Origin of the sequence: Halorhodospira sp. M38 (assembly GCF_022227985.1) — a bacterium.
Taxonomy (GTDB): Bacteria; Pseudomonadota; Gammaproteobacteria; order Nitrococcales; family Halorhodospiraceae; genus Halorhodospira; species Halorhodospira halophila_A.
This window is the reverse complement of sequence record NZ_JAJNQP010000006.1, coordinates 51286-73881: the sequence shown is the minus strand read 5'-3', so window position 1 is coordinate 73881 and position 22596 is coordinate 51286. Positions and strand designations below refer to the sequence as shown.

Here is a 22596-nt window from a genome sequence, read left to right as displayed (position 1 = left end):
CTCGGTCCATTTTGCGGTCACCAGCGATCATGAGCGAGCAGTCGAAACGCAGCCCAGAAAGCGGGGAGCCGGAGCGCTTCCTGCCCGTGCGCGGAAAGGATCTCGTCGTGGGTCGCCCGGTGCCGTACTCCATCTACGACACCTACGAGCGGCTCCTGCTGCGCTCCGGCCGCGTGCTGAAAAGCGACGCGCAGCGCCAGATGCTGCTGGAGTCCGGGCGCGCTCGTGCCACCTCGTTCCAGGAGGATACGGTTACCCTGGGGGAAGCCAGCCCGTCTTGGGAGAACCACAGTGGCGAACTGAAGTTCGATCCCTTCGTCAGTTTCGACCGATGTGCCGCTTCCCTGCGGCGGGTCCATCACGCCATCGATCTCGGTCGCCACGACTACCTGCTGCGGCTGGAAGGGATGATCAGCCAGCTCGGCAACCTGATCGACCGCGATCCGGATGCCGCACTGGCGGCGGCGCACATCAACCGCGAGTTCCCCAATCGCGTGCTGCACCCCATCCGCAAGGCTGTAGTCGCGGACCTGCTCGCCCGCGCCGCCTCTCTGGACGGTGGTCAGCGCCGGGCGGTGGTCGGTGCGTCGCTGACCGCCAACCTCAGCATGCTCGCCCTGCAGGAACAGCTCGATCAGCAGGAGAGCGCCCTCAGCGCGGCGCAGCGCCGTGAACTCCACAGTCACCCGGAGCGGACCGAGGCGTTGCTGACGGCCGCGGGCCTGGAGGATCAACATTGGCTGCGCGCCGTCCGCGAGCATCACGAACGGATGGACGGCTCCGGCTACCCCCGCGGGCTGACACGGGAGGAGATCAGTACCGAGGCCGCGGTGGTCATGCTCGCCGATGTCTATATGGCCATGGTGACCCCTCGCGCTCACCGCCCGGCGCATGTCATCCGGGATACCCTGCGGGAGCTATACGCGGACGATGGGTGTCGCTTCGACGCCACGCTGACGCGGCTGCTCATTCGCGAGTTGGGGGTTTTCCCACCGGGCACCCTGGTCGATCTGAGCAACGGCGAGACCGCGGTGGTGACCCGTCGCGGCCCGAGCAGCATGGCCCCACAGGTTTTCCTGCTGCGCCGGCCGGACGGCAGCGTCTTCATCCGCCCACGGTTCCGCTCGCTGGCGGAGGAGGAGGGTGTAGAGATCCGTGGCGTGTACCGCCAGGAGGAGCTGCGCGTGCTCTATTCGCCGCACATGGCCTGGGGCTATGACCAGGAGTGGGGCGAGGCGGTGGATCGCGCCGAGCGCGGGTGATTGCGGCCGCCCCGGCTCATCGCGCGGGCTCAGACAGCGCCCACGGCGATGCCGGCGGTGTAGAGCGCGAGCATGGCCAGTACCACGGCGAAGACCCCTTCGCGCAGCCGCTGGTGGCTTTTTAGCCGCTCACGCCAGGCTGGCAGCGAGAACAGCGCGGCGACCGCCGCATACCACCCGATGTCCACCCCGGCGGCAATGGACACCATCAGCGCCTGCTCCCACGCCGCCTGCCCGGGGCCGGTGAACGGGCTGAAGATCGCCAGGAAGAACAGGGCAATCTTCGGGTTGAGCAGTGCCATGGCCAGGCCGTCTCCTGCCGCCTGGATCGGGCTGCCCGGTTGCGCCGGCGACCGGTCTTTCTGTGCAGCAGGGGGTTCCGGTCCGATCCGGGCGCTGCGGGCGGACTGCACGGCCAGCCAGCCCAGGTATGCGGCACCCAGGCCCTGGATGGCCGCCAGCAGGGTCGGGTGGGCGGCCAGGATACCGGCCAGCCCGACCACGCTGAGGGCGGCGTAGCCGCCGACGCCGATACCGTGGGCGACGGCCGCGGTGAGCCCGGCCGACCGACCGCCTTCCAGGCTGTGACGCGCCACAACCGCCAGGCTCGGCCCCGGCGACATGGCCCCCAGGGCGCAGACGGTGATCAGCAGTAGCCAGTCGTTTGCTTCCACCGGTCAGAAAGGGTCCTGCATCGTTGCTGGTGCGGATGCGGCGCCTAAGCCGTCGCGGTGAGGGACGCCTTTTCCATGTGCGGGAGTCCTTGTGTCGCCCCGGGGGCCCGGGCGGCGGTCGGTGCCCCGATTAGGGTCGATCCCGGCCACGTCCTGCGGGCATTCTGCCAGCACGCAGGCGGTCGTGCACAAGCACGCCAGCTGGCGTTCGATGGTCTTGTAAAACCGGCGATGCTAGCCTGCCCGGAAGACCTCAGGGCACGCCCGATATGCCAGAAGACACCTCCGCGCCCCGCTATCTGCTGCGGCTTTTCATTGCGGGCGACAGTCCGCACGCCCGCGCAGCCCTGCACAATCTCCAGCGGATCTGCGAGTCACAGTTCCCGGATCAGTACCGCATCGAGGTGGTCGATCTGATGCACGAGCCGCACCGGGGTGACGAAGAGGGGGTGATTGCCACCCCCGCGCTCATTAAGGAGCTACCGCCACCGGTGCGGCGTGTCATCGGTGATCTTTCGGATCGTGAGCAGGTACTCAACGGCCTGCAGTTGATCCCCGAGGCAAAGGATGGAATGCCATGAGTGAACGGAGCATCGAGCCGGTGTGCAAGACCGCCACCGGGATCCCGGGGTTCGACTCCATCGCCCGGGGGGGTGTCCCGGCGGGACGGACCACTCTGGTCGCGGGTACGCCGGGTAGCGGCAAGACGGTCTTTGCGGGGCAGTTCCTGGCTGCGGGGATCCTCGATGAGCAAACCCCGGGCGTTTTTGTCACTTGCGAGGAATCACCGGCCGACCTGCGGCGCAATCTGCAGGCCTTCGGGTGGCCCGTGGAGGAGTGGGAGGCCAGCGGCTGGTGGACGTTCGTGGACGCCTCCCCCGATATCGATCAGGAGCCGCAGGAGACCGGCGCCTACGACCTGGGTGGCCTGATCGCTCGGGTCTTCGGCGCCGTGCAGCGCTCGGGCGCGACCCGCCTGGCCATCGACTCCCTCGGTGCCATGTTCTCGCGCTTCCCGGATGTCCGGCAGGTGCGCTGGGATCTGTTTCGGATTGCCGGCCAAATGAAGCGGCTGGGGATTTCCACCGTCATGACCGCCGAGCGCGAAGCCGAGTATGGTCTGGTGGCACGGCACGGGGTGGAAGAGTTCGTTGCGGATAACGTGGTCATCCTGCGGAATATCCTGGAGGCGGAGACACGCCGCCGGACGGTGGAGATCCTCAAATTCCGCGGCACGAACCACCAGAAAGGGGAGTACCCGTTCACGATCCTGCCCGAAAGCGGTGTGGTTGCAATCCCGCTCTCTGCGATGGAACTGACCCAGCGTTCCTCCGAATTGCGTATTACCTCGGGCAACGCCGATCTGGACCGGATGTGCGGCGGTGGCTTTTACCGGGATTCCATCGTGCTCGCTTCCGGGGCCACGGGGACCGGCAAGACCCTGATGGCCACGGAATTCATCGCCGGCGGCCTGGCGGCCGGCGAGCGTTGCCTTCTCTTTGCCTTCGAGGAGAGTCGCGACCAGCTCATCCGCAACGCCCGTGGCTGGGACGTTCAGTACGAGCCCGCCGAAGCGCGGGGCGACCTGCAGATCCACTGCGAGTACCCGGAGTCGGCCGGGCTGGAGGATCACCTCATCCGCATCAAGCAGGCCATCGACACCTTCCGGCCCCACCGGATCGCTCTCGATAGCCTGACCGCGCTGGAGCGCGTGGCCACGCCGCGGGGGTTCCGGGAGTTCGTCATCGCTCTGACCTCCTTCACCAAGGATCGGGAGACGGCTGGATTGTTTACGGCCAGTACGCCCTCGCTGATGGGCGGATCCTCCGTCACCGAGGCCCACATCTCCACACTCACGGACTCGATCATCCTGCTGCGCTACGTTGAAATGGCCGGCGAGGTGCGGCGCGGGCTCACCGTGCTGAAGATGCGCGGTGCTGCTCACGAGAAGAGCATTCGGCAGTTCCGGATCGATCACCGGGGCATGCACATTGGCGACCCGTTCCGCGGCATCGAAGGCATCCTGGAGGGGCACCCCAACCGGATCATCGACTCGCCGTCCGCTGCCGGCAGGGATCCCCGATCCTCTCATTACTATGAGTGAACCCGCGCCGGCATGGTGGCGCCGTCCAATGCGCCCGGCGGCGATCGCCTCGGCAACGCGGAAGCTGGCAATGCGTAGACGCCCAGCACCGGACGGTGTCGGGCGCGTCGGTGTGCTGACCGCCGGGTCTGGCGGCAGAGAAGTCCCTGGCCGGCCCTACTGCAGGGCCGGCCAGGGGGCGATGGCCGGTTGCGCCAACCCGCCTTGCTATTCGGGATTTCGCCTGTTCGCTACCCCGGTCAGCTAACGGCCCGGGAGTAGACGATCAAGGCGTGGCCGCAGAGCAGGATCACAAAGCCGAGCTTGATCGCCAGATCGTAGCCGGCGGCGCTGCCGCTAGAGCTGAAGAATGCCTCCTGGTCCACCCGCAGCGATGAACTCGGCAGGCTTGCCGCCATACCGCCGCTGCCCGGGAGATTGTCCCCGCGCAGGTCACGGTAGTAGTTCTCGGCCCCAAAGGCGCCGCCGATGATCATGAGCAGGCCGGCGAGGCCGTTGAGGCCGATGATGGTTGCGTCGTACTGCTCACGCAGGGTGCCCGCCGTCTCCCACCAGGCCCACGCGTGCACATTCATGCCCGCATAGACGACGGCGATAACGGCGAGGCCAATCAGGACAAGGGTCTTCTGGATCGCACTAAACATTCCCCACCTCCGCAATGTGCTGGAACGCTGCCCATTCAATATTGCCGGGCGCGGTGCACTGCACAACGTGATTTCCCTGCGGGATTCCTCTTCGCCGGCGTTGCAGGCAGCAGGCTATGTCGCGCCGCAAAAAGTGCGTATATTCTGAGGGCAGTCCAATGCACGGAAGGCTAGGGGCGTGCCCGGATGTCCAACCCGTACCACCGCATCATCCATCAGAACGAGCAGCGCTTTCGGGTCGCCACCGAAGCCGCCGGGATCGGGGTCTGGGAACTGGACATGCGCGCCGGCGTGTTCCACTGGAATCAGCCCATGTACGACCTCTACGGGGTGCCCTACGGCGATGCGCCGCTGACCTTCGCGGCCTGGGAGCAGCGCCTGCTGCCGGAAGACCGCCGGGCCGCGCTGGAGCGGATCTGGGCGGCGGTGGAGCAGGGCCAGCCCTGGGAGACGACCTTTCGCATCCGCCGGCCGGACGGCAGCCTGCGGGATATCCGCTCCGCCGGACAGCAGCTCTACGACGAGCAGGGCCAGCCGAGCCGGATGTTTGGGATCAACGAGGACGTCACCGAGCAGCGCCAGGCCGAGCGGGCCCGTGCCCGTGCCGAGCAGGAGCACCGCGCCTCCCTTCGGGCGATCAGCCATGGGCTGAGCAAGCCGCTGCGGACCCTGGGCCGGGCCCATGAGCGTCTCCGGGCCTCCGCCCTGGATGCCGAGCAGCGCTACGACCTCGAGCAGGCGGAAATGGCCGGCGAGACCCTCCTCGCCCAGGTCCACGCCATCCTTGGACTGGCACAGCCCGAGCCCGATGCAGGCCAACTGCGCGCCGAGCCCTTCGACCTGCGCCGCTGCCTGTCGGAGCAGGTGGCGCTGCTGCGCGAACTCGCCGAGCGCAAGGGACTGCAGCTGCACCTGGAGTGGGGCGGCGCGCTGCCGCGCCGGGTGCGCGGCGATCCGGTACGCTTTCTCCAGGTGGTCAACAACCTCACCCACAACGCCATCCACTTCACCGAGCATGGCTCGGTGACGGTACGCGTGCGGCGGCTTGAGGGGGCGCGGATCGAGGTGGCGGTGGCCGACACCGGGCCGGGGATCGCCGAGGCGGATCAGGCGCGCATCTTCGAGGCCTTCACGCGCGCCTGCAACTCACCCACCTGTGAAACCGGCTGTGGCTTCGGCCTCTACATCTGCCAGCAGATCGTCTCGCTGCTCGGTGGGGAAATCCGGGTGGAGAGCACCCCCGGCGCGGGTGCGGTCTTCAGCTTCTCCGCCGTGCTCCCGGAGGCCGACAACGACGGCGAGGCCTCAATGGTTGGCGATCTGCTCGGTGACGAGGTCCCGTCCCCGGGTGCGGTGGAACTCGATGTGCTGGTCGCCGAGGACGATGCGGCCAGTGGCCGGCTGCTCTACGAACTCCTGCTGCGCATCGGCTGCGCACCCCGTCTGGTGGACAACGGCGTGGACGCCTTCGACGAGTGGCAGCGCCGGCCCCCGGACCTGATGGTCCTCGACCTGCACCTGCCCGATCTCGACGGACGCCGGCTGACCCGGCTGGTGCGTCAGGCCGAAGCCGAGGAGGACATGCCGCGCACGCCCATTGCTATCATCACCGCCCATCCTCTGGCCGACGTGCAGCGCGACTGCCTGCAGGCCGGGGCGGACCGGGTGTTCAAGGAGCGGGTCGGACTGGGTGTCCTGCAGCAGCTCATCGATCACATCCGCAGGCTGCGGGAACAGTCCACCGGCTGTCCGGTCTGAGCGCGTTTACGCCGGCGCCAGGCGGTCGTGCCTCCCCTCAGGGCGTTTGCCGGCCTCCATCCAGCGGGGAGGTCTTCGTGGCCAGACGGCTCAGCCGCTCGGCAGCCGCCTCGTAATCGAACTGCTCGATCTCCGCGCGCAGCGCCTCGATCGTCGATGCCTCGGCGAAGGTGGCCAGGTGCTCCAGGGCCGCCTCCAGAAGCGCCTCCTCGACCAGTTCGTGGCTGTCCAGGGCCCTCTGCAGTGCTGCCAGGGCCTTCCCTCCGGCGGCCTTGTCCCGGCTGCTCGGCCGCGCAGGGGGTGGTGGCGCCTTTGCCAGCGCTGCCAGGCCGCCGGCCAGCTCGGCCAGGGCCGCGCGCACGGCCTCGTGCAGCTCCTCGGGCACGGCCTCGTTGGCCTTCAGGCAGCCGTCGACGGCGGTCGCGGCCTCGGCCAGCCGGGTGGCTCCGACGGTGGCGGCGGTGCTCTTGAGCGTGTGCGCCAGCCTCTGCGCGGTCGCGGTCTCGCCCCGGTCCAGGGCCGCGGGGAGCTGGCCGAGCTCGCCGTCGAGCTGGTCGGCGAAGCGTTGCAGCAGGCGCCGATAGAAAGCCCGATCCCCCTCCAGGTGGCGTAGCCCGAGGGCTTGATCGATCCCCGGCAGATGCTCGGGCAGCGTGTCGGCTTCATCCCCTTCGTCGACCGGCGTGGAGCCATCCGCTGCGGCGGACGACGGACGGCTCTCACCGAGCCAGTAGGCCAGGCGCTGGTACAGCAGCTGCCGGTCGATGGGCTTGCCGATGTGATCATCCAGGCCGGCTTCACGGGCGCCCGCGCGGTCGCTGTCGAGGACCGCAGCCGTGAGGGCAAGGATTGGCAGATCCGGGTGATCCCGCCGGATCTCCCGAGTGGCCTGGTAGCCGTCCATGATGGGCATCTGCAGGTCCATGAGGATCAGGTCGAAGGGCGCCTCGCGGCAGCGCGCTACCGCCTCGGCGCCGTTGCTGGCCAGGATGATCCGGGCGCCGGTCTGTTCCAGCAGCCGCTGCGCCACCTCCTGATTGATGGCGTTGTCTTCGACCAGGAGCAGCGAGCGGCCGGTCAGATCCGGGATCGTCCCGGTCTCGCAGGCGGTTCCGCCGTCGGCATCGCCGCCGAGGGTGGTCTGGATCATGTCCAGGAGCGTGGAGGCGGTGACCGGCTTGGCCAGGTGGCCGTCGATGTGATCGTCCGCTGCCTCGCCCTCCGGCTGGTAAGCGCTGACCAGGATGATGCGGGCGTCGGTGGCGGGCAGGTCGCCGTGCTCGTGTAGGGTTCGCAGGTGCTGTGCCGTATCCCGGCCATCCGGTCCGCCCGGCAGGTGCACGTCGATCAGCATCAGCTTGAAGGGCCGGCCGCTGCGCTCGGCGCTCCGCGCGGCCTCGATCGCTGCCGGGCCGCTGTCGGCCTCGGTGACCGCGAACCCCCATCCCTCCAGGTGTTCGCGCAGGATCTGCCGGGCGATCCGGTGATCGTCGACCACCAGCACGTGCCCCCCGAACGCCTTCGGTTCAAACGTGGCCGGCGATCGGGCCCCGGCGGTGGGTAGCCGGAGCTCGAACGAGAAGCGCGTGCCGGCGCCCGGCGTCGAGGACAGTTGGAGTTCACCGCCCATGCGCTCGACCAGCCGCTGGCTGATCACCAGCCCCAGGCCGGTGCCGCCGTAGTTGCGGGTGGTGGAGGTGTCCGCCTGGGAGAAGGCCTGGAAGAGGTGGCGGCGCTGCTCGGCGCTGATGCCGATGCCGGTGTCCTCGACGGTGAAGCGCAGCCGCACGCCCTCGGCGTCCTCATCGACGCGCTCGACGGTGAGCCCGACCTGCCCCTTGCGGGTGAACTTGATGGCGTTGGAGAGCAGGTTGCTCAGGACCTGGCCCAGGCGCAGGGCGTCGCCGGTCAGGGATGAGGGGACGCTCGGCTCCACCCGCAGGAACAGCTCCAGGCCCTTTTCGCCGGCCGTCTCGCCGAACAGGGTCGCCATCTGATCGGTGAGCTCGTGGAGGTCGAACGGGTGCGGGTCGAGGGTGAGCTTGTCCGCCTCGATCTTGGAGTAGTCGAGGATGTCGTTGATGATCTGCAGCAGCATCCGCGAGGCGTTGTGCATCTTCTCCGCATAGCTGCGCTGGGTGGGCGCGAGATCGGTGTCAAGCAGCAGCTGTCCCAGGCCGATGACGGCGTTCATCGGCGTGCGGATCTCGTGGCTCATGTTGGCCAGGAAGTCGCTCTTGGCCCGGTTCGCGCTCTCCGCCTGCTCTTTGGCCCGGCGCAGGGTCCGTTCCACCGCCTTGCGCTCGGAGATGTCCTGGATGACCGACCAGATCACCGTCCGCCCGGTCTGCGGGTCCGTCATGCGGAACCCGTTGAGCAAAACCGGGAAGCGATGCCCGTCGCGGTGGATGAGCTCCTTCTCGTACGGCCCATAGTAACCGGTGCGCTCCATAGCCCGGAGTTGCTCCAGCTCTTGCTCTTCGTACTCGCTCGGGGTCAGGTCCCAGTAAGTGAGCCCGGCGAAAGCCTCGCGGGTATAGCCCGCCGATTCAGGCAGCTTGGCGTTGAAGTCGACGAAGGCACCGGTCTCGAAGTCGTTCATCGCCAGCCCCACCGGCGCGAGTTCGAACAGGCCGCGGAAGCGGGCCTCCTGCGCCGCCAGGGCCTCACGGGCCTGGACCCGGTCGGTGATGTCCTCGTTGATCCCCACCACGCGCCGGATCCGGCCCTGTTCGTCGCGGACCGAATGGCCCACGGCGCGGATGTGCCGTACGGTCCCGTCGTCGGGGCGCTCAAAGCGGAATTCTGCCTCGCACGGCTCCTGGGTCCGCAGGGTGCGTTCGACCAGGTCCCGGGTGATCGCCTGACTCTCCGTCGGGAGCAGGGCGCGCCAGCCCGCCAGGCGGTGTTGGAAAACGGTGGGGTCGAAGCCGAAGATGCGGGTCGAGCCGGTATCCCACTCCAGCTGCTCGGTCTCCAGATCAAGTTCCCAAGCGCCGATCCGGGCCGCCGTGGTGGCCAGGCGCAGCCGCTCGTTGAGCCGCCGCTCGTTGCGTTGGGCCTGGCGCTCGGCGGTGATATCGCGCCCGGTGCCCCGGAAGCCGATCAGTGCCCCGTGGTCGTCGAAGATCGGCAGCCCGCTGACCCGCTGCCAGATCCGGGTGCCGTCCGGGTGCAGCGACTCATGTTCCAGGCCCTGCCAGGGGGCCCCGGTCTCGGCCCGCTCGGCGAGCATCGCCTGGATTCGCTGAGCCTCTTCGGCGGGCATGAAATCGACCGGGGAGCGACCGATGATCTCCGCCACCGGTCGGCCGAGAACCGGCTCGATCTGGGCGGTCACCATCTGGTAGACCCCGTTGCGGTCGATCTCCCAGATATACTCCCCGGCCGCGTTGACCACATCGAGAAAGCGCTGCTCGCTGGCCCGCAGGGCCCGGATGGTCTCCTTGCGCTCGGTGATGTCCCGGAAGACGGCGAGTAGCCGGGGGTGTCCGCCAAAATCGATCTGCGAGACCGTGATCTGGACATCGATCAGCGTTCCGTCGCGGCGGCGGTGCTGGCTCTCGAAGTCGTCGCGCCCGTGGCGCCGGATCCGTTCAACGTGCGCGGCGATCTCCTCCGGGGTTTCGACGGCCTCGAAATCGGGGATGGTCAGACCGCATAGCGCCTCCACCGGGTAGCCGAGGTGCTCGGCCGCGGCCGGGTTGCCCTCGAGCACGCGGCCGGTGCCCGGATCGATGAGCAGGGTGGCGTCGGGGAGGTGGGCGAACAGAGTCTGCCACTCGCCGCACCGGCCGGTTGTGCTACCGGGGTTTGCCTCAGCGCCTGTCATGCTGTCACCCCCGAAGCTGCGGTGCCGTGCGTCCCTCCGCCGTACCCTTGTCGGAAGAGGGGTTAAGGGCAGATTAACACAGCGTCCGACGCGGTGCGTCGCAGGGTGTGGGCGGGGCTGCGGCGCCTGCTCAGGGGGCCGGCGCCTGGTGGGTCCGGTTCCGGCCGGCCTGCTTGGCCGCGTAGAGCGCCCGGTCCGCGGCCTGCTGAAGCTGCTCGGCGCTGGCGGTCCCGTCGGCGGCGTTATGGGTGGCCACGCCCACGCTCAGGGTCACGATTCCGGTGGTGGTGTGGCCGTGGGTCAGCTGGAGTGCAGCCACCGCGGTGCGGAATCGTTCGGCCATCCGCCAGGCATCGGCTTTGTCGGTGTAGGGCAGCAGGGCGATGAACTCCTCGCCGCCGTAGCGGGCCACCAGATCGGTGGTTCGCCCCGGTACGCCGGCCAGGGCACGGGCGACGCGGCGCAAGCAGTCGTCACCGGCGCCGTGGCCGTAGTGGTCGTTGAACGGCTTGAAGTGGTCGATGTCCATCATGACCACTGACAGCGGCGTACCGCCGCGCTGGGAGCGCGTCCACTCCTCCCCGAGGCGCTGGTCCAGCACCCGGCGATTGGGCAGGTCGGTCAGCCCGTCGCGCTGCGAGAGCCGCTCCAGCGCGTCGGTCTTGCGCTTGAGCTCGACGTGGTTGCGCACGCGGGTGCGGGTGATCCGCGGGCTGAACGGCTTGATGATGTAGTCCACGGCGCCGAGTTCCAGCCCGCGCTCTTCATCCGCGGCGCTGTCCCGGCCGGTGACGAAGATCACCGGGATGCCCTGGGTGCGCGGGTCGGCCTTGAGTCTGCGGCAGACCTCGTAGCCGTCGGGCTCGGGCATGACCACGTCGAGCAGGATCAGATCCGGCTGCGGATCCGCGGCGGCGATCGCCAGCGCCTTCTCGCCGGCTGCCGTGACCCGGATGCGGTAGTCGTCCTTGAGCAGGTGGGCCAGCGCCTGGATGTTGGTCGGCTCGTCGTCGACGATGAGGATGGTCGGCGGCGTGCCGTCATGTTCGGGCGCCGTGGGGTGTTCTTCCTTCTCCATAGAACGGCATTATGCAGCCTAACGGTGACCCCGAAAAGGCACGGCGGAAGCGGCGCTTTTCGAGGATCTGCGCCGGGGCCGCCTGGGTGGGCGGGTCCGTCTTGAGCAGGAGCGGATCGCCTTCGGGTGGGTCCGGGGGCGGCTGCGCCAGCTGTGAGCACCGCCACGGGCCTCGCCGCGATGCGGTTGTGTTGGTAGGGTTGGGCGGTTCGAGGCGAGATCCCGCAGCCACGGAGCCGACCCGTCACCATGGAGCAGCAGCCGGCCGCCACGCCTGCCGAAGGCGCCCTGGACAAGGCCTACCGAACCCTGGTCAACGAGGAGGACGCCCGCGTCTGCCGCGATATCAGCGCGGACGCCTGCCGGGTCGTCCCGGGCAACTTCTTCCTGCAGATCGCCGCGCAGTTCTTCACCAAGCTCGGCGATGCCATCGCCAACCCCAAGACGGTCCTCGCCTGGGTGCTCAGCGCGCTGTCCGCGCCGGGGCTCTTCACGGCCTTCCTGGTGCCGGTGCGCGAGTCCGGCTCGCTGCTGCCGCAGCTGCTGATCGCCAGCTTCGTCCGGCGCCGGGCGGTGCGCAAGTGGACCTACGTGCTCGGCAACCTCCTGCAGGGCGGGGCGGTGCTGGCCATGGCCGGGGTTGCGCTGACCCTCGAGGGGGCGGCCGCTGGTGCCGGCATCATCGCCGCGCTGGTGCTCTTCAGCCTGGCCCGGGGCCTCTGTTCGGTGGCCTCCAAGGACGTCCTCGGCAAGACCGTGCCCAAGACCCGGCGCGGCCAGGTCAACGGCTGGTCCGCGGCCGCCGCCGGACTGGTGACCGTGGGCGTCGGCCTGGCCCTGTGGCTGGGCATGGGCGAGGCCGGGGGAGCCGGTTTTTACGCCCTGCTGCTCGCCGGCGCTGCGGCGCTGTGGGTACTCGGCGCCGGGTTCTACGCCGCCATCCGCGAGGAGCCCGGCGAGACCGCGGGCGGCGCCAACGCCATCCGCGAGGCGGTGGATCGGCTCAGTCTCCTCGCCGAGGATCCGCCGTTCCGGCGTTTCGTCCTGGCCCGCGCGCTGCTGCTCTGCTCGGCGCTGACCGCCCCGTTCATCGTCATGCTCGCCTACGAGCAGACCGGGGCGGCCGCCCTGGCGCTGGGGCTGTTCGTCATCGCCGACGGCCTGGCGGATCTGCTCTCCGCGCCGTTCTGGGGGCGCTTTGCGGATGCCTCCAGCCGCCGGGTGATGATCCGCGCCGGGCTGGCCGCCGCGCTGGTGGGCATCGCGCTGGTGGCGCTTGTCCATCTGTTGCCGGGGGTCGCCGGCCACGCTGCCGTCTACCCCGTCTTCTTCTTCCTCCTCGCCGTGGCCCACGCCGGGGTGCGCATGGGCCGCAAGACCTACGTGGTCGATCTGGCCGGCGGCAACAAGCGCACCGACTACGTCGCCGTCAGCAACACCGTCATCGGCGTGGTCCTGCTGCTCACCGGTCTGATCGGGGCCCTGACCGCGGTCATGCCGATCACCGGCGTGATCCTCATCCTCTCGGCCATGGGCCTGGCCGGCGCCTGGCTTTCCGCCCGGCTGCCGGAGGTCACCGAGGAGGCAGCAACCGGATAGGCCGGGGCGCCGGGATTGCCACCGGACCGCGCAGCGGAGAGCATCCATGCTGATCAAGTCGCTCAAGATCCTCCATACCCTCGGGGCCATCGGCTTCACCGGGGCCGTGGCCGTGCACCTGATCCTGCTCGGCCTGGCCCCGGAGCCGACGGCCATCGAGGAGTACGCCGTCATCCGCGGCAGCATCGCCGCCATCGGCAATTGGCTGCTGCTGCCCTCGCTGGCGCTGGTCTTCCTCTCCGGGCTGATGAGCATGGCCCTCTACACTGGCTTCCGGCAGGCCGGCTGGGTGTGGATCAAGGGTATCCTCAGCTTCAGCATCTTCTCGGCTACCCTGGCCTTCATCCACGGCAATGCGGTGCAGGTCGCCGCGGCGGCCGATGCGGCCGCCGCTGGTCGCATCGGCGTCGACGAGATCCCGCGCAACGTCCACAACGAGCCGCTGGTGCTCTGGGTGGTGCTGATCATCTGCATCGCCAATGTCGTTCTCGGCGTGTGGCGACCGCGCCGGCTGCCGGGCGTGATGGAGCTGGGGAATCGTTAGGGCTGTCGGCGTGATGCTCGCATCGCCGGGGCGTGCAGTGACGACGAGGTGAGCCATGTATTCCGATTGGCGGCCGGAAAGGAGTGTCTCGTGCCCCTACTGCGGTGAGCCATTCCAGCTGCTCCTCGACACCGATGGAGAGGACACGGATTACGTGGAGGACTGTCCGGTCTGCTGCGCACCGATCCAGGTGGCGGTGCGCTGGTCGATAGGGGGCGACGAGCCGGAGGTGGTCCTGCGTCGGGATGACGACTAAGCGCTGGTGCTAGCGGACCCGTTTATTGCGCGATGCGCTCAACCTGCTCCATCAACTCGGTCAGATCACTGAGGAAGGTGCGCTGCATGTGGCGCGGGCCGATACCCGGTGGTACCCAGAAGTCGGGCCGGATGTGGCTGTCGACGGTGATGCGGGTCGCCTCGCCGTCGGCCTCGAGCAGCCACTCGGTCACGCCGCGGCGCAGATCGCTGTGTTCCGGCAGGATGCGCGCCCGGATGCGTTCCGGTGGTTCCTCCTCCATGGCCTCGACGCGGCGCACCCGGCGGCAGATCAGCACCAGACACCCCTCGGTGACGGTGGCCACCAGGACGGCCTCGCCGGCGCCGTCCGGTACGATCCGGCTCTCCAGCAGGCCGGGAGAGAGTTCGGAGAGTCGCTCGTAGTCGGTGAGCACCGCCCAGACCGCCTCGCGCGGCGCCTCGATCCGGGCGACGACGCGCAGCTGGTAGTCGGGACGCGCGACCTGGAAATCCCGCTCAAGGATCTCCACGGCGCCGGCCGGGGGGTGGACGGCGCCGATCAGGACCACCAGGGCGATGGCGAATAGTCCACGGCGCATACCGTCACTCTAGTCGCGCGGCGCCGCCCTGGCGAGCGCCGCCCGCGGCACACGGGCTCCCCCTTGTGCCGGTCGGGCAGGCAGGCTGCCCGGAAACTGGTACCGTGGCGCGCCAAAAGGGGAGAGAGCATGGACTGGAGCGGCGGTTACGTCTCGGATATCAACTACATCAGCGGCTTCTACCGCGAACTCGCCCCGGGCTATCTGAGCTTCGTGGCCCGTCTCCAGGGCGAGCCAGCGCCCGATCCGGCCCGGCCGTTTCGCTACGCCGAGCTCGGCTGCGGCCAGGGGCTGGGCACCAACCTGCTCGCCGCCGCCAATCCCCACGCCGAATTCGTCGGCATCGACTTCCTGCCCGGGCAGATCGCCAACGCCCGGGATCAGGCCGCGGCGGCCGGGCTGGAGAACGTCACCTTCCACGAGGCGAGCTTCGCCGAGGCGGCGCAGTGGCCCGACACCGCGCTGGCCCCCTTCGACTACGTCACTCTGCACGGGATCTACGCCTGGGTCAGCCCAGCCAACCGGGAGGCCATCGTGCGTTTTCTCGAGCGCTGGCTGAAACCCGGCGGCCTGGTCTACGTCAGCTACAACGCCATGCCCGGCTGGGCCGGGTTGCTGCCTTTCCAGCGACTGCTGCGTGAGCACGCCGCCCGCCATCCCGGGCGCAGCGACCGGCAGGTCGAGTCCGGCCTGGCCTTCATGCAGGAGCTGCGCGATGCCGGGCTCGCCTACTTCGATCGCCATCCGGCGGCGCCGGCCAAGCTCGACGGGGTGGGCGACACCGCCCGGGAGGCCACCTACCTCGCCCACGAGTATCTGAACACCGCCGCTCAGCCGCTCTATTTCACCGACCTGGTCGCCGATCTGGCGCCGGCCCGCCTGGATTACGTCGGCTCCGCCGATCTGGTGGAGAACTACGACGCCCTGAGCATCCCCGAGGCGGTGCGTCCGATCCTCGACGGGGTGGCCGATCCCCACTACCGCGAGCTGCTGCGCGACTACGCGGTGAACCGGGTGTTTCGCCGGGACGTCTTCATCAAGGGCAGCCGCCGTGGCACGCCGGCGCAGCAGGACGCCGCCGTGCTCCAGACCGCGGTGGCGCCGCTGCTCACCCGCGCCGAGATGACCCCGGTCTTCCACACCCACCTCGGCGAGCTGACCGGGCAGGCGCGGATCTACCAGCCGCTGATGGATCGCATCGCCCGCGGTCCGACCACCCTCGGCGACCTGCGACAGGCCACCGGGGTCGAGCTGCCGGCGCTGATCCAGGCGTGCGCCGTGCTGGTCGCCACCGGACAGGCTCACCCGGCGCAGCCACCGGCTGATCCCGGGCCCGCGGGGCGGTTGGCCGAGCTGCTCGCCGAGCGCATCCTCGAGGATGAAGCCCACGGCCATCTGCCCGCGCCGGCCATCGGCAGCGCCGTGGCCGCCTCGGACACCGAGATCGTCGCCCTGGCGGCGCTGCGCCAGGGGGCCCCGCAGCGTGCGGAGCGGCTGGCCGAGGCCGTCTGGTCGCGTTTTCGTCCAGTGGGTCGGCGGATGGTGCGCGATGGCCAGGTGTTGGAAGGCGAGCGGGCCAACCTGCGCGAGCTCCAGGAGCGCGCCCGGGGGATCCTCCGCGAGCGCCTGCCGGTCTGGCAGGGCCTGGGGCTGATCGACGCCGGAAGCGACCGGCGCGGCGGTTGAGGCGGCCGCGACACGGTGTCGCGCAGCCCCACGAAACGCAAGGCAATGGTATGGTGCTGCAAGGTTGAGACAGGTCGGCATCGGCGCCGGCGGCCGAGGGCGTCATGAATCGATCCGAGCAGACCGAGGCGCAGCGGCTCTACCAGCGCATGTTCACCGACAATGCCGCGGTGAAGCTGCTCATCGATCCGGATTCCGGGGCCATCCTCGACGCCAACCCGAGTGCGGTGCGTTTCTACGGCCATCCCTGGGCGGAGCTCTGTCGGCTGCGCATCCAGGACATCAACACCCTCGATGATGAGCAGATCCGTGCCGAGATGGCCCGCGCCCGGGACGAGGAGCGGCGCTACTTCCGCTTCCGGCACCGGGTCCGGGGCGGTGAGGTGCGCGATGTCGAGGTCTACAGCGGACCGCTGGAACTCGATGGTCAGCAGTACCTCTACTCCATCGTCCACGACATCACCGAGCATGTCCGCCTGCAGGGCGAGCGCGACCGACTGCTCGAGGCCATCAACGAGGGCGTCTGCGGGCTCGACTACGCCGGACGCTTCACCTTCCTCAATCCCGCTGCCCGGCGGCTGCTCGGCTTCTCGTCCGAGGAGGAGGCCCTCGGCCGGTACGCCCATGCGCTGACCCACCACAGCCATCCCGACGGCAGCCCGTACCCCGTGCAGGCCTGTCCCATTTACCGAGTGATGCACACCGGCGAGCCGCTGGAGGCCTGGCAGGATCACTTCTGGCGTGCCGATGGCCGTGGCTTCGATGTGCTGGTCTACGCCGCGCCGCTGCGCGACGAGGATGACCGGATCACCGGGGTGGTACTCTCCTTCCAGGACATCACCCGGCGCAAGCGTCTGGAGCGTGAGCGCGATCAGATGCTGGAGATCCTCGACTACCACCCGCACCTGATCCAGCGCTTTTTGCCGGATACCACGCTGCTCTACGCCAACCGCGTGGTGGCGGAGACCTTCGGCGTCCCGCCGCCGGAGATGGACGGCCAGCGCTGGATGGAATGGCTGGCGCCGGAGCAGCGCGAGCAGCTCGAGGTGTTCCTGCGGCGTTTCAACCGCTCCGAGCCGGTTCGCACCGTGGAGCTGCCGGTCACGGCCGCCACCGGCGAGCAGCGCTGGGTGCAATGGACCTGTCAGGCCTTTTTCGCCTGGGACGGTCAGATCAGCCATTTTCAGGCGGTGGGCATCGACAACACCGAGCGGGTGGCGGCCGAGCGGGCCCGAGCCCAAGCCGACCGCGACCGCCAGACCTTCCTCGCCGCGGTCAGCCACGATCTGCGTACGCCGCTCAACGCCATCTACGGCTTCACCGATCTGCTGCAGGCCACCGAGCTGACCGGCCAGCAGCGCGAATACCTCGATCTTTGCCGCAGCGCCAGCGAGAAGCTGCTCGCGCTGATCGACACCCTCATGGACCTCTCGCGCATGGAGTCGGGGCGGCTTGCGCTTCATGACGAGCCGTTCGAGCTTGCAGAGCTCATCGAGCGGCAGCTGGGCGTCCTGCGCGCCGTCGCCGAGGAGGCCGGGCTGGCGCTTCGCGTCCGCGAGGCGCCGGGTACCCCGCAGTGGGTGCGCGGCGACGCCACCCGCTTCGGGCAGGTCGTGCACAACCTGGTCAGCAACGCCATCCAGTTCACCGAGCGCGGCGAGGTAGTGCTGGAGGTTGCGCCGGAGGGGACCGGACGGCTCTACGTCGCCGTCCACGATACCGGCGTGGGCATCGCCCCCGAGGATCGCGAGCACATCTTCAAGGCGTTCGCCCAGGGCAACCCGTCCTTCCGACGCCAGCCCGGCAACGGCCTGGGCCTGCGCATCTGCCACGAGCTGGTGCGACTGATGGACGGGCGCCTGACGGTGGCCAGCGAGCCGGGGCAGGGGTCCACGTTCTCCTTCACGGCGCGGCTACCCCGCGCGGAGCCACCCCGCGCCGAAGGCCCCGGCGCAGCGGTCTCCGGGCAGGCCGCCGGCCTGCGCGTGCTGGTCGCCGAGGACGACGCCACCAACGCCCTGCTCATCCAGGCGCAGCTGGAGCTGGCCGGCGTCCATCCGACGCTGGTGAAGGACGGCCGCCAGGCGGTGGCCGCCTGGCGGGAGCAGGACTGGGACCTGGTGCTCATGGACGTGCAGATGCCCGGGCTCAACGGACCCGATGCGGTGCGGGCCATCCGCGCCCAGGAGGCCGAGCAAGCGTGTGCGCGCACCCCCGTCGTCGCCCTGAGCGCCCACGCCGTGGACCAGGTCCGCGAGGAGTGCCTGAACGCCGGCTGCGACGACTACCTGACCAAGCCGGTGGACCGGCAACGGCTGGCGGCCCTGCTGGCGGGGATTGCCGGCGACGGCTGACCCCGGCGCCGCGCGTTATCCTTGGCGGCAGGGGAGATGACGGCGGGAGGCCGCCATGTACTACGAGACCTACCGCGAGCCCAACGGTCGCTGGGCCTTCGAGCTCTTCCACCAGGATGGCACCCGGATCGCCCACGGCAGCGGCTACGAGCAGCAGCGCCAGGCCGAGGCCCACGCCGAGGAGCTGATGCGCCGGACCTACGAGCAGCAGTCCATGGGATTGCCGTGGTAAGGCCGTTGCGGCCTCCTGCGTGCCCGCCGGCGGCCGCCGGTTCCCTGCTCTGAAAACCGCCGAGCACCCGCCGGAAAATGCCTGCGCCCCTGCGCCATTTTGCAGCGCAGCATGCCGATGGAGCACCCGCCCAAGCGTGGACAATACCGGTCCATTGGAACGGTTGTGTCGGGTCCGAAGCAGGGGGGGGCGGGGCCTGATTACCAGGTGGTGATCGCCGGTCGGTCGGATCCGCATTGTCCTCTGATTCCCCCCGTTTGATCGGGGGTGTTGCCGTCGGCGCCGGGAGCGGCGCCCATCGGTGCGACCCCCCATGGGCGGCGCCCCTATGGAGTCGTTCTAAAAACAGCATCTTGGGCCGATCCGCGGGAGGGGGATGGGGTGGTTCCTGCGCAGTCTCGATGCTCGCGTTTGGAGCGGGACCCGAATGCCCGGGAGGAAATGGAATCCGGGGGGAGATAATTTTTTTCGGGGCCGCTCCATGGTTCGGGGGTTTGGTTCGGTTTTGGTTGGTTTTGACGAAGGGGGTTCGATTTTTTTCTTTTGTTTGGACCGGTTTTGATACACGTGATAGCGCTTATTCTGGAGCCTTAGGGAACGGTCCACCGATTCGATAGAAAATATCCTCAATAGCAGGGGCGGGAGTGTTTCCGTCTTGAAAAGGTTCGGCGATGTGTCCGTCGTTCCCTCATCAGATCAGCAGGTTGCGGTGTCGCTTCGATGCACTGGCAAGTTCATGGACCTCTGCTAGACTCCGGCGGTTTTGATCCGCGGCCCGTGCCGGGCCCGGTCCCGCCTGCTCCGCGACCCTGCTCGAGTGTCGCAAATCTTTACAGCCCGAGCGCTTGCAGAACCTCCGGGCCGGTCTAATCTCGAATTAACCGCTGGGCAGCCTGGCGGCGGCCGCCGAAAAGAACGCGTCGGCTCGCGCCGGGATCCTGTGGTGTCGTCAGGGTGGATGACATCCCCCAAAAATGCTTATCCGCAAATGGAGTCGGAACCATGAAAGAAACCATCGAGCAGGTCACCGAGCAGGCCCACGACGCGGCCATCGCCACCCGCGTCCAGGTCGACGAGGCCCGCGAGGCCCTCAAGCGCCGCATGCGCCGCGGTGTGGGGCGCCGGCAGGGCGGGGCGACCATCGTGGAGTATGCGTTGCTAGTGGGGCTTCTCAGTGTGGCGGCGATTACTGTCATCGTAGCGGTTGGTAACCAAGTCGACGGCCTTTTTCAAGAAGTTCAAGAAGCAATCAATACAAACACAGAGGTGGGTGACGGTAGCGGTTAATCATAAAAGGTGATTGTCCGATTGACCCCGGGCCAGGGACGGCCCAAGGAGACCCGCCATGCAAGCCCGAGCCCTCTTCATCCTCTTCATCGCCGTGCTCCTCGGCGGCGTGGCGGTCTATCTGGTCCAGACCGCGCTGGTTCCCGAGGAGATCCCGCGGGAGACCGCCGCCGACGAGCCCGCCATCCCCATGGTGGACGTGGTCGTGGCGGCCGAGGACGTCACCGTGGGCAGCCGGCTCGAGCCGGCCTACCTGACCACGGCCCCGTTCCCCACCCACGCCGTGCCCAGCGGCACCTACCGCAGTGTCGCCGACGTCATCGGACTCGGCCCGGAGGCGGACCGCGGTCCGGTGGTCATCCGCGAGATGCGCCAGGGCGAGGTGGTCCTGCCGCACCGCATCTCCCCGCCCGGCGCCCGTGCCGGGCTGACCGTGCGCATCCCCGAGGACAAGCGCGCGGTCACCATCTCCACCGACGAGATCCAGGGCGTGGCCGGCTTCGTCCTCCCCGGTGACCGGGTGGACATCCTCCACACCACCACCGCCGGCCGCCTGAACGACGACCTGGTCACCCGCAAGCTCATGCAGGACATGCAGGTGCTGGCCATCGACCAGATCAGCGACGAGAACGGCGACGACCCGCGCATCGCCCGGGCGGTGACGCTGCTCGCCACCCCCGAGCAGGCGCAGAAGATCACCCTCGCCCAGCGTGTCGGCCAGGTGAAGCTGGCCCTGCGCAGCGAGTTCGACCACGACAAGGAGATCCCGGCGCGGGTGATCCGCACCGTCGATCTCATCAACCGGGATACGCCGCCGGTGACCCCCGCGGTCCGCAATGCCACCCCAAACCGCCACCGGGTCGAGGTGATCCGAGGCCTGGAGGTGGAGAACGAGCAGGTCGAGCGCGGTAACGAGCCCGCATCCGCGGACGCAGCCGGCTGAGCCGGCGCCCACGGACAGGGACAGGAAGATGGCTTACCACCAAAGGAGTGCCCGGGCGATGGCCACGGCGATGCGAACAAGAGCGGTCCTGAGCGTGCTGATCGGCTGCCTGCTGGCCGCCGTGGCCGCCCAGGCCCCCGCCAATACCCTGGAGTTCGGCGACGATCTCGACGTCGGCGAGATGACCCTGGCCCTGGGCAAGTCCCAGGTGGTCACGGCGCCGACGGACCTCAGTCAGGTGGTGGTGGGCAACCCCAACATCGCCGATGTCCGTCTGCTCTCGTCCCGGCGCGTCCTGCTGCTGGGCAGGGGCGCGGGGCGCACCAACCTCGCCCTGCGCGATGAGGATGACCAGGTCGTGGCCCTGCTCGATCTGGTGGTCACCCACGACACCCAGGGGCTCAAGCGCAAGCTCCACGAACTCCTGCCCGAAGAGACCGGGATCGAGGTGCGCAGCTCCAACGCCGCCGTGATCCTCTCCGGCGAAGTCTCCGACGCGCGGGCCCTGGAGACGGCGCTGACCGCCGCGCGCAGCTTCGCCGGCGACGACGTGCGCAACATGCTCCGCGTCGGCGGCGGGCAGCAGGTCATGCTCGAGGTGCGCATCGCCGAGGTCCGCCGCAACTCCCTGCGCGAGCTGGGGGTGCAGGGCCAGATCAGTGGTTCCTCCGACAGCTTCGCTTACGACCTCATCACGGGTGGATCCGCCGCCACGGTGCCGGGTGCCTTCGTCGACGGCCTGTTCGAGTGGACCGACGTGATGCTGCGCCTGCAGGCGCTGGAGACCCGGGGCGCGGCCAAGACCCTGGCCGAACCCAACATCGTCGCCATGTCCGGGCAGCAGGCGAGCTTCCTGGTCGGTGGCGAGTTCCCGGTGCCGGTGGTGCAGTCCGGCGGATCAGACGCCGTCACCATCCAGTTCAAGGAATTCGGCGTGGGCCTCGAGTTCACCCCCACGGTGCTCTCCAGCGAGACCATCAACCTCAAGCTGCAGACCGAGGTCTCCACCCTCGACCGCGACCGCGGCACCCAGGTGCTGGGCACCGCCGTGCCGGGGCTCTCCACCCGCCGCGCCGGCACCTCGATCGAACTGGGCGACGGCCAGAGCTTCGCCATCGCCGGGTTGCTGCAGAACGACATGGACAGCGTCATCCGCGAGTTCCCCGGGCTGGGGCGCATCCCGATCCTCGGCGCCCTGTTCCGCAGCAGCGCCTACCAGCGCGAGGAGACCGAGCTGGCCATCGTGGTCCGCCCGCGCCTGGTCCAGCCCGGACCGGCGGGCACCGTGCGCCTGCCCACGGACACCTTCATCCCGCCCTCGGCCGTCGATCAGTACCTGATGGGCCGCCTGGAGGGGGTGCCGCCGCGGGCCGTGCGTCGGGAAGAAGACCGGCAGCGCGAAGAGCAGTCCCGCGAGGGCGGCCTGGAAGGCGCCTACGGCCACGAGTTCTAGGAGGACAGCAGTCATGACACGGAACGGTTCACTGATGATGGCGGGGGCGGTCGCGGCACTGCTGATCGGCAGCGGGTGCGCCGGCACCGGCCAGGAGGGGCTGCGCGACGGCTTCGGCGATGCCGTCCGCCACAACATCGCGCAGCAGACCATTCACCCGGAGGCCGGCGAGCAGGCGACCGAGGCCGCCGGGCTGGACGGCCGCCAGGCCGAGTCGGCGGTACAGCGCTACCGCACCGCCCGGCCCGAGGCGGCCAGCGGGCAACTGATCAATCCGTGACACGGCATACCGACGGCAGGGGCCGTCCGA

At 69.0% G+C, this 22596-nt stretch carries 19 protein-coding genes and 1 pseudogene; 15 read left to right on the top strand and 5 right to left on the bottom strand.

The window, feature by feature from the left end:
* Positions 1–29 precede the first annotated feature (29 nt).
* Positions 30–1262 (top strand): HD-GYP domain-containing protein, encoded by a 1233-nt coding sequence (locus LRA98_RS05765; RefSeq protein ID WP_238633125.1) that lies wholly within the window; start codon positions 30–32, stop codon positions 1260–1262.
* Positions 1263–1291: 29 nt separating this feature from the next.
* Here LRA98_RS05765 and LRA98_RS05760 read toward each other — a convergent pair whose 3' ends face one another.
* Positions 1292–1936, bottom strand: coding sequence for a LysE family transporter (locus LRA98_RS05760; protein WP_201169356.1), 645 nt, complete (start codon positions 1934–1936; stop codon positions 1292–1294).
* A 269-nt stretch (positions 1937–2205) separates the two neighbouring features.
* Here LRA98_RS05760 and LRA98_RS05755 point away from each other — a divergent pair, with 269 nt between their 5' ends.
* Together LRA98_RS05755 and kaiC are read left to right on the top strand one after the other, a co-directional pair.
* The gene (locus LRA98_RS05755; RefSeq protein WP_201169351.1) at positions 2206–2517 is read left to right on the top strand and encodes a circadian clock KaiB family protein; all 312 of its coding nucleotides are present in this window, start codon (positions 2206–2208) and stop codon (positions 2515–2517) included.
* Positions 2514–4040, top strand: a complete 1527-nt coding sequence (gene kaiC / locus LRA98_RS05750; RefSeq protein ID WP_238633126.1) for a circadian clock protein KaiC — start codon at positions 2514–2516, stop codon at positions 4038–4040. The genes LRA98_RS05755 and kaiC overlap by 4 nt, the downstream gene beginning before the upstream one ends.
* 239 nt (positions 4041–4279) lie before the next feature.
* Here the strand turns inward: kaiC and LRA98_RS05745 are convergent, their stop codons facing one another.
* Positions 4280–4684 (bottom strand): hypothetical protein, encoded by a 405-nt coding sequence (locus LRA98_RS05745; protein WP_201169347.1) that lies wholly within the window; start codon positions 4682–4684, stop codon positions 4280–4282.
* Between the two features lie 186 nt (positions 4685–4870).
* Here LRA98_RS05745 and LRA98_RS05740 point away from each other — a divergent pair, with 186 nt between their 5' ends.
* Positions 4871–6442 (top strand): ATP-binding protein, encoded by a 1572-nt coding sequence (locus tag LRA98_RS05740; protein WP_238633127.1) that lies wholly within the window; start codon positions 4871–4873, stop codon positions 6440–6442.
* Positions 6443–6479: 37 nt separating this feature from the next.
* Here LRA98_RS05740 and LRA98_RS05735 read toward each other — a convergent pair whose 3' ends face one another.
* Both LRA98_RS05735 and LRA98_RS05730 read right to left on the bottom strand, forming a co-directional pair.
* Complete coding sequence (locus LRA98_RS05735) at positions 6480–10274, bottom strand: PAS domain S-box protein (protein ID WP_238633128.1); 3795 nt, start codon at positions 10272–10274, stop codon at positions 6480–6482.
* Positions 10275–10404: 130 nt separating this feature from the next.
* Complete coding sequence (locus LRA98_RS05730; protein ID WP_238633129.1) at positions 10405–11352, bottom strand: diguanylate cyclase; 948 nt, start codon at positions 11350–11352, stop codon at positions 10405–10407.
* Between the two features lie 52 nt (positions 11353–11404).
* Between LRA98_RS05730 and LRA98_RS05725 the strand changes: the two are divergent.
* From LRA98_RS05725 to LRA98_RS05710, 4 genes and pseudogenes are all read left to right on the top strand, one after another.
* A pseudogene (locus LRA98_RS05725) lies at positions 11405–11509 on the top strand (Wadjet anti-phage system protein JetD domain-containing protein); the annotation flags it as partial.
* 92 nt (positions 11510–11601) lie between these two features.
* Positions 11602–12951 carry an MFS transporter gene (locus tag LRA98_RS05720; protein ID WP_201169331.1) on the top strand — a complete coding sequence of 450 codons (1350 nt, stop codon included), beginning with the start codon at positions 11602–11604 and terminating at the stop codon, positions 12949–12951.
* A gap of 46 nt (positions 12952–12997) precedes the next feature.
* Positions 12998–13495: a hypothetical protein gene (locus LRA98_RS05715; RefSeq protein ID WP_201169329.1), complete on the top strand. Its 498-nt coding sequence runs from the start codon at positions 12998–13000 to the stop codon at positions 13493–13495.
* A 55-nt stretch (positions 13496–13550) separates the two neighbouring features.
* Entirely contained in the window at positions 13551–13751 is a 201-nt protein-coding gene (locus LRA98_RS05710; protein WP_201242735.1) for a CPXCG motif-containing cysteine-rich protein, read from the top strand.
* Between the two features lie 22 nt (positions 13752–13773).
* On the opposite strand, the gene LRA98_RS05705 is transcribed toward LRA98_RS05710, so the two are convergent.
* The gene (locus LRA98_RS05705) at positions 13774–14331 is read right to left on the bottom strand and encodes an SRPBCC family protein (protein ID WP_238633130.1); all 558 of its coding nucleotides are present in this window, start codon (positions 14329–14331) and stop codon (positions 13774–13776) included.
* A gap of 129 nt (positions 14332–14460) precedes the next feature.
* On the opposite strand from LRA98_RS05705, the gene LRA98_RS05700 reads away from it, so the two are divergent.
* From LRA98_RS05700 to LRA98_RS05670, 7 genes are all read left to right on the top strand, one after another.
* Entirely contained in the window at positions 14461–16017 is a 1557-nt protein-coding gene (locus LRA98_RS05700; protein ID WP_238633131.1) for a class I SAM-dependent methyltransferase, read from the top strand.
* Between the two features lie 104 nt (positions 16018–16121).
* Positions 16122–18371: a hybrid sensor histidine kinase/response regulator gene (locus LRA98_RS05695; protein ID WP_238633132.1), complete on the top strand. Its 2250-nt coding sequence runs from the start codon at positions 16122–16124 to the stop codon at positions 18369–18371.
* Between the two features lie 55 nt (positions 18372–18426).
* Positions 18427–18603, top strand: a complete 177-nt coding sequence (locus tag LRA98_RS05690; RefSeq protein ID WP_238633133.1) for a DUF1508 domain-containing protein — start codon at positions 18427–18429, stop codon at positions 18601–18603.
* A gap of 1002 nt (positions 18604–19605) precedes the next feature.
* Positions 19606–19890: a Flp family type IVb pilin gene (locus LRA98_RS05685; protein ID WP_238633134.1), complete on the top strand. Its 285-nt coding sequence runs from the start codon at positions 19606–19608 to the stop codon at positions 19888–19890.
* Positions 19891–19948: 58 nt separating this feature from the next.
* Positions 19949–20833, top strand: coding sequence for a Flp pilus assembly protein CpaB (gene cpaB / locus LRA98_RS05680; RefSeq protein WP_238633135.1), 885 nt, complete (start codon positions 19949–19951; stop codon positions 20831–20833).
* 58 nt (positions 20834–20891) lie between these two features.
* Positions 20892–22286 (top strand): type II and III secretion system protein family protein, encoded by a 1395-nt coding sequence (locus LRA98_RS05675; protein WP_238633136.1) that lies wholly within the window; start codon positions 20892–20894, stop codon positions 22284–22286.
* A gap of 13 nt (positions 22287–22299) precedes the next feature.
* On the top strand, positions 22300–22566 hold the full coding sequence (locus LRA98_RS05670; RefSeq protein ID WP_201242751.1) for a hypothetical protein: 267 nt from the start codon (positions 22300–22302) through the stop codon (positions 22564–22566).
* Positions 22567–22596 lie beyond the last annotated feature (30 nt).